Raw genomic sequence first — 14,217 nt, forward strand, 5'->3', positions numbered from 1 at the left:
TATAAGCGTATGTTAGATGTTACTGTAGTTATACTTACGAAAAACGAAGAGGTGAATTTACCTGACTGTTTGGAATCTGTTAAAGATTTTGCCACCAGATGTGTTGTAATAGATAGTGGTAGCATTGATAAAACTAAAGAAATAGCAGCGAAATTCTCTGCGGATTTTTACGAGCATCCGTTTGAGAACTATGCTCGCCAGTTTAATTGGGCATTAGATAATACAAATATAACAACAAAATGGACTTTTAGGCTAGACGCAGATGAAAGACTTACTTCTGAACTAAAGATTGAGCTGTCCGGACTTGTGCAAAAATATGAATCAGATGATGAAGTTAATGGTTTTACTATGGAAGCTTGGTTATATTTTCTTGGTCATAAAATTAAACACGGTTGCCATACCAAGCGAAAATTGATGATGTTTAAGACAGGAATAGGTCGCATTGAAGATAGAAAAATGGATGAACACACAATTTTATCACATGGTAGATCTGTTTTTTGCAAACATCGATTTATTCATTATGATTTTAAAGATATGACCCATTGGGTAAATAAAATGAATTGGTATGCAACCCGTGAGATGCAAGATTATTTTGAATATATTCAGTCTAGAAACACAAATAAAAATCAAATCTCAAAAGATCAAACAATAGGAAATACACGAAGATTGAAATTTGGACTTTATTACAAATTACCTATTTTTCTTCGAAGTTGGATTCTTTTTTTCTATTATTATATCATTAAGCTAGGTTTTCTTGATGGTAAGGAAGGGTATGTTATGCATTACATGTATCATCTTTGGTATAGATCTTTGGTTGATTCTAAAATATTAGAACAGATGATTTATAATAAACCTTTTGAAGAAACTGGTGCTTTAAATAATTAATATTATTTTTATGCGTACAGTAACATTAAAGACAACTGATTTAACAGATTGTGAAATCGGTAAGTTTCTTGGTGCTTTCAGAGAGGTATATAATCAAGAGAGGTCTATCACTTATTTTAAAAACGAATATACTTCTACTTGTTTAGAGCATTCTTTTCATACGCTATTATATAATGAATTTGATGAAATATGTGGTAGTTACTCATTAATTCCATTTATCTATTCTGTTAAAGGAGAAGAAGTTCTTGTAGGGTTAGGATCTGATTTATTTATCAAAGATAGTTATCGGGATAATGTAAGTAATTTGTTGAGTGTCTTGAATGCTGCTATTAAAAATGCAGAAGAAGTAGGAATGGTTGCCTGTTTTGGTTTTCCTAATGATAATTCTGAAATGGTTAGCCGTGCATTTTTGAAAGAAAAGAGAATAGGTTTGCTTGATACCTATATCTTGCCGTATAAGATTGGTGATTATAAAGCATCGATGAAGCTTTTGAATCCATTCTCGATACTTTTCTCAAACTGTTTATTAGGATTGTCGCATTTGTCATCATCTAACAATATTGCCGACACAATCATCAGGAAAGTTAGGCCTCAGTTTGAGCAGACCCGTTTCAAATGGTTCAACCCTACTGATTATCATCTGTATCAAAATAATGAAATGCAGTGCGTGTGGAAAATTTCTGCATTTGAGGGAGTCAAGGCTTGCTTTCTGATGGATGTATATCCGCTTACTGCAAGGAATTTCGATAAAGCTGTTAGAAAAATGGTGAGCGATGTTAAGAAAGAGTGTGGATTGTTTCTTTATGTTGGTCATCTCCATTTCACTCCGCTATCAATGGTTAAGATCCCAAGAAGATTTGAACCTAAAGCCTTCCGCTTTGATTGCAGAATTTTGGATAAAGAAAAATTATCAAAGGTAGATGTTTTCAATATTGACAATTGGGAGGTTGATCTGTCTTCGTATGATTTATTATAAATGTATAACTTGTTAAAAGTAAAGTAGTATGGAAAAGAAAGTTTTTGATATAATTAATGAGATTAGAGCTGCTAAAGATATGAATACAGTAGCTGAACTTACGGCAGAAACAAGACTTCGCGAAGATCTTGCTTTTACTTCATTTGATCTTGCAGAATTAACTGTTAAGATTGAGGATGAGTTTGACATTGACATCTTCGAGGATGGACTAGTTAATACGATTGGTGAAATCTATGCGAAACTCTCTTAATTGCAGATGAAAAGATTCCTTTTGAATAATGGCTCTGAGTACAGCTATGAGCAGTTGCTTGCTTCGCTCAACGAGAGCGACAAGTACTACCTTCTGTACAAACAGCTAGATTTGTATCTCTTCTTCGTTAATCTTATCAAGGCATTGGCTAACAATGCTCCGTTAGTGTTACTTGACGCTGACCTAAACGAGACAGAAATCGATGGTGTAAACGTAGCTGAAATAAATGTGCCAACAAAAATTGTTTCCACTACGTTTGTTAACATGGAGGCTGTTGTAGAGGCGGTTAAGAACTCTACATCTGAAATCACGATCTTTACTTCTGGAACGACCGGTCAACCTAAGAAAGTGGTACATTGCGTGCAGACTCTTATGCGGGCGGTACGTTTTGGCGAAAAATATATAAATCAGGTTTGGGCGTATGCATATAATCCAACTCATATGGCAGGCTTGCAGGTGTTCTTCCAGGCGTTTATGAATCTGAACTTCTTGGTGAATGTGTTTAATAAGAGCCGTACTGAGGTTTATTCGCTAATTGAGACAAATCGCGTTACTCATATGTCTGCTACGCCCACTTTCTATCGCTTGCTATTGCCTTTCGAAAAAGTTTATCAGACCGTACAGCGTGTAACACTTGGGGGAGAGAAATCTGATAAGAAGCTTTATGAGTCAATAGGGATGATTTTTCCTAACGCTAAAATAAATAATGTGTATGCTTCCACGGAAGCTGGAACTTTATTTGCCGCTAAAGGCGATAGCTTCCAGATTCCAGCTGCTATTCGGGACAAATTCTTGATTCAAGAGGAGGAGTTGCTTATTCACAAGTCGCTGCTTGGTCAGTCGGATAGCTTTAAGTTCGATGGTGATTACTATCATTCAGGTGACTTGATTGAATGGGTGAACGAAGCCAATGGCTTATTCCGCTTCAGGAGTCGCAAAAATGAACTCATCAATGTGGGCGGCTATAAGGTTAACCCTGGCGAAACTGAAAAAGTAATCCTTGAAATCGAAGGAGTACAGCAGGCTTTGGTTTATGGTAAGGCTAACTCTATTTTGGGTAATGTGCTTTGTGCGGAAGTGCAATTAGTTGAAGGCTCAACCCTTACGGAATTGGAGATTCGTAACTATTTGAAAGAACAGTTGCAGGACTTTAAGATTCCTCGTCGAATTAAGTTTGTGGATTCTTTCTCATTAACAAGAACTGGTAAAATTAAACGATCATGAACGTATTGGTAACAGGTTGCTCACGTGGTGTGGGCTTGGAAATTTGTAGAGTGTTGCTGGAGCAGGGTAATACTGTGTATGGTGTCGCTCGTAGTTATACGGATGAGTTTAAAGCATTGGAAGCTGAATATGCGGGCAAACTCTTCTTCAAGAGTATTGATCTTAGCGATAGCGAGAGTATAAGAAAGTCGGTTTTTAAAGAATTTGTGGGAAATAAAGTCGTACTTGACGTTTACGTGAACAATGCTGCGATGGCTTATGATGATATAGTGACAAATCTAAACTTGGATCGACTGAAGGCGATGTATGCGGTCAATGTATTTACTCCGATGATGATGACAAAATACGCAATACGTAATATGCTTCTTCACCATACCCGTGGTTCTATAGTGCATATTTCAAGTATTAGTGCGCATACGGGTTACAAAGGGCTTGCTATGTATGCTTCTTCAAAGGGTGCACTCGAAGCATTTTCAAAGGATACGGCTCGTGAATGGGGGGGGATGGGCATTCGCTCCAATGTGGTAGTGCCTGGATTTATGGAGACAGCCATGAGCTCAACTCTTACAGACGACCAAAAAGATAGGATATACAAACGTACTTCTATGAAGGCGGCTACCAGTGTTCGTTCTGTAGCGGAAACTGTTTCCTTTCTTGTTAGTGAGAAAGCATGTAGTATCACTGGACAGAATATATATGTAGATAATGGAACAATCTAGTATGAACTATTTAGTCGTAGTAGCTCATCCTGACGATGAGGTGTTGGGTGCTGGTGCAACAATTAAAAAACTAACAAGGGATGGCCATTCAGTAGACATCTGCATTATGTGTTCAGAGGCTAAAGCACGTGCTTTTCGCCCTGACGACAATGAACTGAACGATGATTTAGATGCTAGCTCAAAGATGCTTGGCATACGTAATAAGTATGCGGGGAACTTCCCTAATATAGAGATGAATAATGCTACGCATCTTAGTTTGGTACAGTTTATAGAGAAGGCGATCATCGCATCGAATTGTGACGTGGTTATCACGCATCACCCTTCTGACACAAATAATGATCATATGCATACCTCTATGGCTTGTCAAGCTGCTATCCGTCTGTTTCAACGCCGTGCGGAGGTGAAACCTTTAAAGGAGTTCCTGTTTATGGAGGTACTCTCTTCTACTGAATGGTCAGTTAATACATCCATGAACCGATTTCAGCCAAATACATTCGTGGAGGTTGGTGAGAACTGCTTAGAGGTTAAAATAAATGCTTTAGCTACCTATCGGGGTGTAATGCGGCCTTTTCCTCATCCTCGCTCTGCGGAAGCGATCAAGGGGTTAGCGGCTTATCGGGGCGCTCAAAGTGGAACGAATTATGCGGAGGCATTTGAGTGTACTTTAAGAAGACTTTGATTGTATGTATCAGTTTGTAAAAAGAGCTTTTTGTGTGATAGCTTGTGGTGGTGCGTTGATCGTTTTATTGCCTGTGTTCTTGATAGCTATTATTGGTATTCTTATCTCTGATTGGGGACCTGTTTTTTATTGTGCGAATCGTATTGGAAAGGATAACAAGTCTTTTAGGATGTATAAGTTCCGAAGCATGACGATCGCCAAAGATGCGGATGAGAAGAGTTTCAAGGCGGATACGAACCGTATCTTCAAGTGGGGTGCCATTATGCGCGCTACAAAGATTGATGAATTGCCTCAGTTGCTGAATTGTGTATTGGGGGATATGGCGATAGTGGGACCTCGTCCAGCCGCACAAGATCAAGTGGTGATTATGCGTGAGGGTAAATATGGTATAGCTGCCCGAGTGCGTCCGGGGTTGACAGGTCCAGCCGCATTATATGATTATTTATACGGTGACACTGTAGAAGATCCTGCAGAGTATATGGAAAAAGTGTTGCCTACCCGTAGGGAATTAGAGGCGTTTTATGTTCATCACGTGAATGTCGGTTTTGACTTAAAAATGATCGTTTGGACGTTTTTGTGCATTTTAGGTAGGGTGGCTGGTAAACCGCAGAATTGGATACTTGAAAAATTAAAAGGATATGTCGAATAAAACAATACTGGTAACAGGCTCAGCTGGGATGATTGGCTGCTATCTGGTGAAAGATCTGATAGCTAAAGGTTGCACTGTAGTGGGTGTTGACCGCAGGGTATCAGATTGGACGCATGAGCATTTGAAACAAGTGGTTCTTGACCTTGCTGACAAAAATGCGTTGGAGGCGTTATTGGATGCGGAGAAGGTGGATAGATGCATTCATTTGGCCGCATTGGCACATGCTGGAGGTGGTGAAACTGACTTTAGTTTTGAGAGGTTCAAGTTTCTGAATGTGACTTGTGCTGAGAATGTGTTTGAAGCTTGTGTTAGCCATAATGTGTCTGTGTTGTTTATCAGTACTGTGGATGCCATTGGCATGGTGAAGGGGTTAATAAATTCAGGCACAGAGCTGAATCCTATCTCGAACTATGGAAAGAGCAAGGCAATGGCTGAAGGCAGGCTTAAAGAGATTTGCCCAAAGTGGAATATATATAGATTCTCCCCTGTCTATACCGCTACGCAGAAGCGTGATATTGAGAAGCGCTATTATCTGAAATATCCTAACTGGGCATATAAGATAGGTAATGGTGGTAAATTTGAGGTGCTAGAGATGAGTGGTGCTGTTAAAGCCATGGTAGATTGGGTTGATAAAGAGGTTGATAATACAATTCATATCATCAAGAATCCCGAGCTGCTGGACATCAATAACCTCATTAAGGTTGAAAAGGCGGAAGGCAGAGCCAAGCATGTGTTATATTTCCCTGAGTGGATGGTAATAGCTGGATTTTATTGCATCAATTTGATGTTTGGTAAGAGCAATACAACTTATTTGGTATTCAAGGCTCTCTGGCCTTTTAGAACGGTATAGCTTATGTTGATTAATCAAGAATTATTGGATGATTTGTTGGCTAAAACGGCAGATAGCCCTCGTTTGCGTGTGAACTTGGATTTGCGGAATAGTTCCGAGGATACTTCCCAGCGGATGCTGAACGCCTTGCAGTCGGGATCGTTAGTGGATATCCATCGTCATTCGAATACGTCTGAGACGGTCGCTATCTTGCGGGGGGCGGTCACGGAGATCTTCTATGATGAGAAGGGGGTGGAGTGCGGCCGTTATGAGTTGTCGCCTGCCATTGGGAATATGGTTCTACAGATTCCTGCCGGGCAGTGGCATATGCTTGATCCCTCGGGAACCTTCAGTTATCTTAGAGGCAAAGGATGGGGGGATGAGCCTATTCTGGGAACTGACATTTGGACGAGGGAATAGGTGTAGATTGTATTAATGTAGATATGTCTTGCGGAAGATGCTTCCTTACAGGAGGCAAAAGAAGCGCAAGAGAAAGCAATGGTAGAAGGTATGGAGAATGGCCGTTTATCAGAGAAATATGCTATCGCTCGAAACCTGAAAGAGGCGGGAGTGTCTAAATCTTTGATTGTTCAATGCATCGGTTTATCGGAAGAGAAGATCGAGCGGTTATAGTTTTTTTCCTGAAAACTGTCGAAGGCAGAGATGTCAGAATAATATTATCGGGAGAGTCGGTGTAAGAACCGGCTCTCCCGATTTCGTTATATTGTGGCTCCATAGGTTTATGTTGAAAAGAATTGAACGCTTGCGCTTTATTCTTTGATAAAAATTCCGTATGTTTGCGGTGTAGAATAAACAATAGGTTTAACTAAAAATAATTAGCTATGGGAAAGTTCGTGAATCCGTTTACGGATATTGGTTTTAAGATTATTTTCGGTCAGCCGGCTAGCAAGCCGTTCTTGATCACGTTATTGAACGAGTTGTTGGCGGGTGAGCATCGGATTGAGGATCTGGTGTTTCTCGACAAGGAGGATCATGCGGAGCATGTACGTGACAAGGGGATTATTTACGACCTCTATTGCCGTACCTCCACGGGAGAATATATCATCGTGGAGATGCAGAACCGCAAGCATCTGAATTTCGTGGACCGAACATTATATTATATGTGTCGTGCGGTGAGCCGTCAGATTGAGGCCCCGCTAGCGGTGGAAGTACACTCACCGGATGACGGGGAGGAAGGGCTGGAGGTGCGGGAACCTTCGATGTCGTATGGCGCAATCTATAAGCTACATACGGTGTATGGTGTTTTTTTCATGAATTTCAAGGAGCCGGATTTACCGGATCGTTTCCGTGTGGATTCTGGAATTCTGGATCTAGAAAGTCATGAGACGCTGAACCCTCATTTCCGGCAGATTTATTTGCAGTTCCCTTATTTTACGAAGGAACTGGATGAGTGCGAAACTTTATTAGAAAGACTTTTTTATGCGTTAAAGAATATGGAACATTGGATTCGAATGCCGGATGCCTTGAAAGAACAGGTGTTCGCTCATCTATCTCGTTTGGCCGCCGTGGCGAATCTCTCTCCGGAGAATCGTCTCGCCTATGACCGTGCCGTGGATCGCTACAATGTTAACCGTCTTGCGGAAGAGACTTTCTTGCAGGAAGTAGAGGAAGCAAAAGAGAAAGCGATAGCGGAAGCAAAGGCGAATGGGATGAAGGAAGGCTTGAGGGAAGGTCTGGAGAAAGGTCGCCTATCAGAGAAATATGCTATCGCCAAGAATTTAAAAGAGTCGGGGGTATCTAAATCTTTGATTGCCCAGAGCACCGGTTTACCGGAAGAGAAGATCGAAGGATTATAGTTTTTGAAGTAAGTTACCGAATATAGGAAAGTCGGAATAAAGTAATCGGGAGAGTTGGTGTAAGAACCGGCTCTCCCGTTTTTTATTTCTATTGAACGCTTGCGCTTAAAAGGCGATCGCCACCTCCGCACCGATCTGGAAGGGCTTACCTAGTTGGATAAACGGATTTCCGAACGACTCGAAATAGAATGCCGAGTAATGGGTGTTCGTTATATTACGGCTCCATAGATTTACGTTGACGATACCTTTGCGTACGCCTACCTTTGCGTTCACCGTTCCGTAGAATTTCTGGTAGATGTCGTTTCGCTCGGTCCAGAAGATCTTTCCGACACCGCTGAATTGGGCGGAGGCGGAGAATTGGTCTATCCATGCGTTACGGAACAGGCGGGTGTATTGCAGTCCTACGTTGAAGGTATGACGTGGGGTATATGGGATGAAGTTGTTCTTGAAATCCTCTTTCCCGTTGTTGTAATCCCGGAACGTAGCACGGGTAAAACCGTAATTAGCGTCGGCGGTTAGCCCATCGATGATGCGGGCACGCAAGGAGGCCTCTATACCGTAGCTTTTGGCTTTCCCGGCGTTGGTGAGGATACGGCCGTTGCCGCTGTTCACGAATTTGGTCAACTGCACGTCTTGAATGTCCATATAGAAACCTGTCAATTCTGCGCTTAGGCGTTGGAATAGCAACTCGCTACGGATACCGATCTCGTAGTTCCAGCTTTTCTCCGGTTTGTAGGCGGCTACTTCCTCGATGGGGGTAGGTTCTTTGACCTCGATCGGCATCATGTCCTTGAAAGCGCTCATCATATCGTATTGCATCTGGCTTTGCATCACGTCCGCCGACATTTGTACGTTGTAACCTCCGGTTTTATAACCTTTTGCTACTGATACGTAGGTGAACGTGTTTGGCGAACACTCGTACTTTAAAGATACTTTCGGAAGCACTTGCCAGAAATCTTGGGAGATGCTGGCGTCCATCACGGTGGTTGGGATCGGGAAAAGTTTCTCGATGTCGATAACCGGTCCGTTTTCTACGAAGCCGAAACCCATTCTCATCTTAGCCTCGGAATCGTAATCCATCTTTTGCTTCTCGTAATCCAAGCGGATACCGGCGGTAATTGACAGGCCTTCCGTGAACAGGTTGTTATAAGTGGATTGGTGATACAATGCAAGGCCGTAAGAAGGGGTGTCGAAAGAACCCGGAATATAAAGATGATCGTCCAGTATTTTTAGATAGGGCATCTTAGGGTGATCTTTCTTCAATTGATCGAATACGGGCTGGAGAACGGTCTTGATCCCGTCTTCCTTGAAATCGACCGGGCCGTCCGTATGTAGATCATCGTAGAAACCGTAGAGTCCGAAGGACCATTGGTAATTATTCCTCGTGTTGCTCTTGATCGCTAATTCCTCGCTGAAAGCGTTTTGCTTTTGCTTTTGGTTGAGGGTAAAGATCGATAGTGGGGAGAAGTCTTGATCCATCTTCATGTCATCCTTGAAATATTGATGACCGGTGATGCTGCTTAGTATCACGTGCTCATTCCGGTATTCGAGGGACAGGTTATTGGCGATGACCGTCCGTTTATAAGAGCTGGGATCGTTGATATTGATAGGATTTACATACTTGTGATCGGTATTTCCGGTTCCGATGAACATACCATATGGAAACGCTCCTTGATCCGTATAATCTACGGAAAGGGAGTAGGAGGCACGGAAGTTCGGATTGAAGCGACCTTCTAACTTGAATCGGCCGCCAACGTTGTCTTCCTTATCGATCTTTTTCCCATCGTAGGCATTGGTGTAGAAACCGTCGCTATGGTCATAGTAAGCGGCGGCGGTAAATCCGATGGTCTCGCTCAACTTAGCATAATGGGAGGCTTTGACTTTATATTGCCCGTAGCTTCCGGCCGATAGGGAGAGTTTCTTTCCTTGGTAATCGAACGGGGAGATGGTATAGATATTTACGATGCCCCCCATGGCGTTACGACCATACAAGGTTCCTTGCGGCCCTCGTAATACCTCGATGCGTTGGATATCGGTCAGCTCGAAATCGAAGGTGCTTTTATCCAGATAAGGCACGTTGTCTACATATAAGCCCACGGATTGTCCGCTACTTCTGGCTCCGATACCGCGGATATAGATGGCCGAGGTTAGTTTTGCCCCATAATCCGGCATGTATAGGTTCGGGACGAAAGAACTTATATCCTTTAATGCGTCGATCTGCCTACCGGAGATCATTTGTGGGGAAAGGATCGATACGGAACCGGGTAACGTACGGAGGTTATTCGTCTCCTTCGTGGATGAGGTCACGATTACCTCACCCATGTTATAGGTTTTTATCGTGTCGTTCTCGTTAGCCTTGATGTCCTCGGCGTATACATTTTGCAGCCCCAACGCACCTAGGGCGATGATACCTAAGTAGTGTCTCTTCATCGAATTTCTTTTGTTAGTATATTTTTTCAATCGCGAAGAAACGGTAAAGAAACAGGATGGTCAATCACTAGATGTAGTGATTTTGAAAGCTGGTTTGTTGGCTTCGCTATAGTTCGATATCGTCGCCGGAGATGATCCCGTTCATGATGGCGTAGAAGGTGAGACCGGATACGGTCTTGATGCCCAGCTTGGCGGTGATGTTCTTACGATGGGTAAGGACGGTGTTCAAGCTGATGTTCAGCTTATCGGCGATCTCTTTATTCGTGATGCCTTTTACGATCAGTTGAAGTACGTCTACCTCACGGCTGGATAGGTCCTTGTTGTTTTCGGTTGTGGTGTTGCCGGAGCTGTCGCTCGTAAATAATTGTTGCAATTGCTCGATAATGGTCTCTTGGGAGGAACGTAACGTGATACGGTTCGTAGACGAGAGCGCCCCGTGTTCTTCGGTGCTGTCGATGAGGATGGCGGTCTTGTTTCTTCTCGGGAGGAAGAAATCTGCGTTGAGCACAAGGGTATCTGAATCGGTGAAATAGTAATCGTAGGTGTCGCTTCCTGTGGAGGAAAGCATCTCGAAATTTGGAAAATAGCAAACCTCTACCGGGGGGAAGTAGTCGGTCAGCAAGCTTTGCAGCCCAATACTTCTTAGGGTATCAGACAGTATGATCGCTATTTGTTTGTTTCGATGCATTTCAGATCGTTAGATACATAATTTTTCCATGGCCGAGACCATGGGGGTAAGGATTCGATACCGGATCCGGTTGTGTTGTTTGATGTCTTTCTCCAGACTACAGATGGAGAAGAGGACGGCATAACATAAATTCTCGTCGTAATCTCCCGAAAGATGCTTGACCATGATACTTTTTAAGTCGGCTAAAAGGGCCTCGATGGTATCTTCCGTACGTTGCTCGGAGGTGATTTGCAATCCATCGATCGTTCCCGCCGGTTCTTTTCCCAGCTTTTTACTTAACGACATGCAGTAGGGGAACCATATCTTATCATCTTTCTCGATGCGGGCAATGAGTTCTTCCTTGAACGAGGAGAAGAAGCGTCCTATCAATCCAAGAGTAGGATTGCCGGGCGTACTCATCGAGATAAAGGAACCTAGATGGCGTTCTATATTGGGGAGCTGATAACGTAAATAGTATTGGTTCGTCTTTGTCAGGTAATCAATGATCTGCGATGTATGGAAAGTTTGTAACTTCTTCTCCGGAAAATACTCCTCGTTGAGGAAGGTATTGATCACTGTCAATAAAAAGTCCGTATCCAACGAATGTTCTTCACAGAGCGTCTTCACCGATTTGTCGCCAAGCCCGAGACGAATCCCAAACCGGTTGATTACGGGAATGAGTGAGGGGTGTTCTTCCACCACCTCACTCAATTGCATATTTGGGTATACTAAAGGCATCTTATCAAGCTTGTTCCCATTGTTCACGTAATAACTTGACGGCGGCGGGGACTACCACGTTACGGTCTCCCTGACATCCGCACTCGAAACTTACGTAGTTGTTATAACCAATCATTTTCAATCCCTTGAAGCCATTGATATAGTTATCGGCATCTCCATCCTCACCCGGCATGCTGCGACGTTTGCGGCTGGCCACGTGTACGTGTTGGAGATACTCTCCACCGGAGATAAAGGCTCCCATATCAGAGGTCTCTTCCCATGTCATATGCCAGAAGTCGCCCATGCAACGTACACCCGGATTATTGATATCCCGGCATAAAGAGGCGGCGTCGGCTACTTGACGTAGATAAAAACACTCTTTTCGGTTCAAAGGTTCAAAGATGACGCTAGTCCCATGCTGGGCGGCGAAAGTTCCCATCTCGTTGAATTGCTCGCAAAGGAAATCCCGTGTCTCCATCGTATGAGGCAAGGCGGGGACTTGACCATTAAAAGCAGGAACGATAATCACGCCCGTAGAACCTAATTCACCGGCTGCGGCGATGATCTCTTTCATCGTATCCATGCATTCCTTGCGGATGGCTGGATCGGTAGAAAGAATAAAGCCTTTGAAGCCGGCGCAAATGGCACTCACTTTGATATTACGTCCGTTTAAGGCCTGCTTGATCTCGTTTACCCGGCTGGCTAATCCTCCGCCACCCGGCTCAAAACCTACAACGCCCAACTTCTCCATAAAATCAAGTTTCTCGTTCAAACTTTCACCCGGGGCGATTCCCTCTTGGAAAGAAAGCTTTAATTCAAGGTCTTTGCCGGGCTTGTCGCTCCCTTTTTCTCCTTTGGCAGTGTTTGCCGACTTGGAAGAGCAGGAGGCCAAGGCCGTACTTCCTACCGCTAAAGCAGCGCCGGATAAGGAGGTTCTTAAAAAGTTTCTTCTATTTAATGTCATAAACAGTCTGGATTATTTCTTGTCGATTGGTTTACCCGGAACAGGAACGACGAAGCCGCTCATATCCATCTTTCCTAAGTTCAAATCTTTCGGAGTGTAATCCAATGCTGAGGCAGTCATGGCATCCCAAGTGGTCTCGGCACCCGTGTAAGCGGACTCACGACCCATGATTGCGGCCATATTGGAGATAGCAGTCTCAGAAGCTTGCTCGATTTGTTTACCACCACGGATGCAGTTGATCCAGTTTACATGCTCTAATGTATACGGGTCAGTTTGCTTGAAGTTCGCTTTTTCGGCCTCACTATCATATTTCCAGATAACGTTTCCTGCCAAATCCTTGATCTCCATCGTGTCACTGCTCCATGATCCCTTGGTTCCTTGGATGAATTCGCTTACATTATTTGCACAACCATCTATCTGGCGGCACATACTATGCATATGGATACCATTTTCCATTGTGAAATCAACGCTGAAGTTATCATATTGGTCGCCAGTGATACGACGGTGGCGAGAACCGAAACCTACAGCCTTGACTGGTTTCAATCCGCTGAACCAAGTGAATACATCTATATTATGTACGTGTTGCTCTACGATATGGTCGCCGGAAAGCCATTTCCAGTTTACCCAGTCCTTGATCATATATTCGCAATCGTTCCATTCCGGTTGACGATCCCGATACCAAAGCATATTCTGATTCCAGTAAACCGTACCGCCCGTGATCTCACCGATCAATCCTTCCATGATCTTCTTGTAAGACTCGACATAACTGCGTTGGTGATGGCGTTGAGTACCGGTTACGACACATAAGTTCTTTGCCGCAGCTTGTTTTGCGGTAGCCATAATGGTACGGTAACCAACCGGATCAACACAGATAGGTTTCTCTAAGAAGGAATGTTTGCCCTTTTCTGTGGCGTATTGGAAATGAACTGGACGGAATACGGGAGGAGTGGCGACGATCACTACATCTACGCCGCTATCAATCACTTGTTTGTACGCATCCAAGCCGACGAAACGTTTATCAGCCGGTACATCAATTCCTTTCTCATCTTTTAATTTCTTTGCCAAATCATCGACACGTTCTTGGAACGTATCGCCTAAAGCCACGATCGTAACGCCGTTTGCAGCGTTCAAGAAGTTAAAAGCGGCTCCGGAACCACGTCCGCCACAACCGATTACACCAGCTTTTAGTTCTTTTCCATCAGTCGCCAAATCTGGTAATTCGGGCACGTAATAAGTACCGGGTTCTTTCAAAGGCTTTATTGCGTTCGCACTTTCACCTCCACCACAAGAAGTTAATACACCAACTGTACTACCTGTTCCAATTGCTCCAAGCGCACCCGCTAGGGCTGAACTTTTCAGAAATGATCTTCTGCTAATGCTGTTCTCTTTTTTCATGATATTATTTTTTTTA

The 14,217-nt window shown here is 43.4% G+C and carries 16 protein-coding genes; 11 read left to right on the forward strand and 5 right to left on the reverse strand.

Translation table 11 applies throughout. The annotated features are described in order from the left end of the window. The first annotated feature begins 9 nt into the window (after positions 1-9). From BHV83_RS07140 to BHV83_RS07190, 11 genes are all read left to right on the forward strand, one after another. Positions 10-885: a glycosyltransferase family 2 protein gene (locus tag BHV83_RS07140; protein WP_009017052.1), complete on the forward strand. Its 876-nt coding sequence runs from the start codon at positions 10-12 to the stop codon at positions 883-885. A 10-nt stretch (positions 886-895) separates the two neighbouring features. Continuing rightward, positions 896-1,861 (forward strand): hypothetical protein, encoded by a 966-nt coding sequence (locus BHV83_RS07145; RefSeq protein WP_009017053.1) that lies wholly within the window; start codon positions 896-898, stop codon positions 1,859-1,861. A gap of 28 nt (positions 1,862-1,889) precedes the next feature. Further along, positions 1,890-2,111, forward strand: a complete 222-nt coding sequence (locus BHV83_RS07150; protein WP_009017054.1) for a phosphopantetheine-binding protein — start codon at positions 1,890-1,892, stop codon at positions 2,109-2,111. A 6-nt stretch (positions 2,112-2,117) separates the two neighbouring features. Then, positions 2,118-3,335 (forward strand): ANL family adenylate-forming protein, encoded by a 1,218-nt coding sequence (locus BHV83_RS07155; RefSeq protein ID WP_009017055.1) that lies wholly within the window; start codon positions 2,118-2,120, stop codon positions 3,333-3,335. Then, entirely contained in the window at positions 3,332-4,054 is a 723-nt protein-coding gene (locus tag BHV83_RS07160) for an SDR family oxidoreductase (protein WP_286757107.1), read from the forward strand. The genes BHV83_RS07155 and BHV83_RS07160 overlap by 4 nt, the downstream gene beginning before the upstream one ends. Before the next feature lies 1 nt (position 4,055). Beyond that, complete coding sequence (locus BHV83_RS07165; RefSeq protein ID WP_009017057.1) at positions 4,056-4,733, forward strand: PIG-L deacetylase family protein; 678 nt, start codon at positions 4,056-4,058, stop codon at positions 4,731-4,733. A gap of 4 nt (positions 4,734-4,737) precedes the next feature. Then, the gene (locus tag BHV83_RS07170; RefSeq protein WP_009017058.1) at positions 4,738-5,382 is read left to right on the forward strand and encodes a sugar transferase; all 645 of its coding nucleotides are present in this window, start codon (positions 4,738-4,740) and stop codon (positions 5,380-5,382) included. Next, complete coding sequence (locus BHV83_RS07175) at positions 5,372-6,232, forward strand: NAD-dependent epimerase/dehydratase family protein (RefSeq protein ID WP_009017059.1); 861 nt, start codon at positions 5,372-5,374, stop codon at positions 6,230-6,232. Before BHV83_RS07170 ends, BHV83_RS07175 begins: the two co-directional genes overlap by 11 nt. Positions 6,233-6,235: 3 nt before the next feature. Further along, the gene (locus BHV83_RS07180; protein WP_286757110.1) at positions 6,236-6,631 is read left to right on the forward strand and encodes a WbuC family cupin fold metalloprotein; all 396 of its coding nucleotides are present in this window, start codon (positions 6,236-6,238) and stop codon (positions 6,629-6,631) included. Between the two features lie 78 nt (positions 6,632-6,709). Beyond that, positions 6,710-6,844 (forward strand): hypothetical protein, encoded by a 135-nt coding sequence (locus BHV83_RS07185; RefSeq protein ID WP_255223108.1) that lies wholly within the window; start codon positions 6,710-6,712, stop codon positions 6,842-6,844. A 209-nt stretch (positions 6,845-7,053) separates the two neighbouring features. After that, the gene (locus BHV83_RS07190) at positions 7,054-8,028 is read left to right on the forward strand and encodes a PD-(D/E)XK nuclease family transposase (RefSeq protein WP_211737013.1); all 975 of its coding nucleotides are present in this window, start codon (positions 7,054-7,056) and stop codon (positions 8,026-8,028) included. 105 nt (positions 8,029-8,133) lie between these two features. On the opposite strand, the gene BHV83_RS07195 is transcribed toward BHV83_RS07190, so the two are convergent. From BHV83_RS07195 to BHV83_RS07215, 5 genes are all read right to left on the reverse strand, one after another. Continuing rightward, positions 8,134-10,458 (reverse strand): TonB-dependent receptor, encoded by a 2,325-nt coding sequence (locus tag BHV83_RS07195; protein ID WP_286757115.1) that lies wholly within the window; start codon positions 10,456-10,458, stop codon positions 8,134-8,136. 106 nt (positions 10,459-10,564) lie between these two features. Next, entirely contained in the window at positions 10,565-11,146 is a 582-nt protein-coding gene (locus BHV83_RS07200) for a helix-turn-helix transcriptional regulator (RefSeq protein ID WP_012056204.1), read from the reverse strand. Between the two features lie 9 nt (positions 11,147-11,155). Next, positions 11,156-11,842 carry a LuxR family transcriptional regulator gene (locus BHV83_RS07205; RefSeq protein ID WP_005858717.1) on the reverse strand — a complete coding sequence of 229 codons (687 nt, stop codon included), beginning with the start codon at positions 11,840-11,842 and terminating at the stop codon, positions 11,156-11,158. A 25-nt stretch (positions 11,843-11,867) separates the two neighbouring features. Beyond that, on the reverse strand, positions 11,868-12,806 hold the full coding sequence (locus BHV83_RS07210; RefSeq protein WP_005858715.1) for a sugar phosphate isomerase/epimerase family protein: 939 nt from the start codon (positions 12,804-12,806) through the stop codon (positions 11,868-11,870). A 12-nt stretch (positions 12,807-12,818) separates the two neighbouring features. Then, positions 12,819-14,201, reverse strand: coding sequence for a Gfo/Idh/MocA family oxidoreductase (locus BHV83_RS07215; RefSeq protein ID WP_008779406.1), 1,383 nt, complete (start codon positions 14,199-14,201; stop codon positions 12,819-12,821). Positions 14,202-14,217: the final 16 nt, after the last annotated feature.

The sequence above is a fragment of the Parabacteroides sp. merdae-related_45_40 genome, from assembly GCF_001915675.1.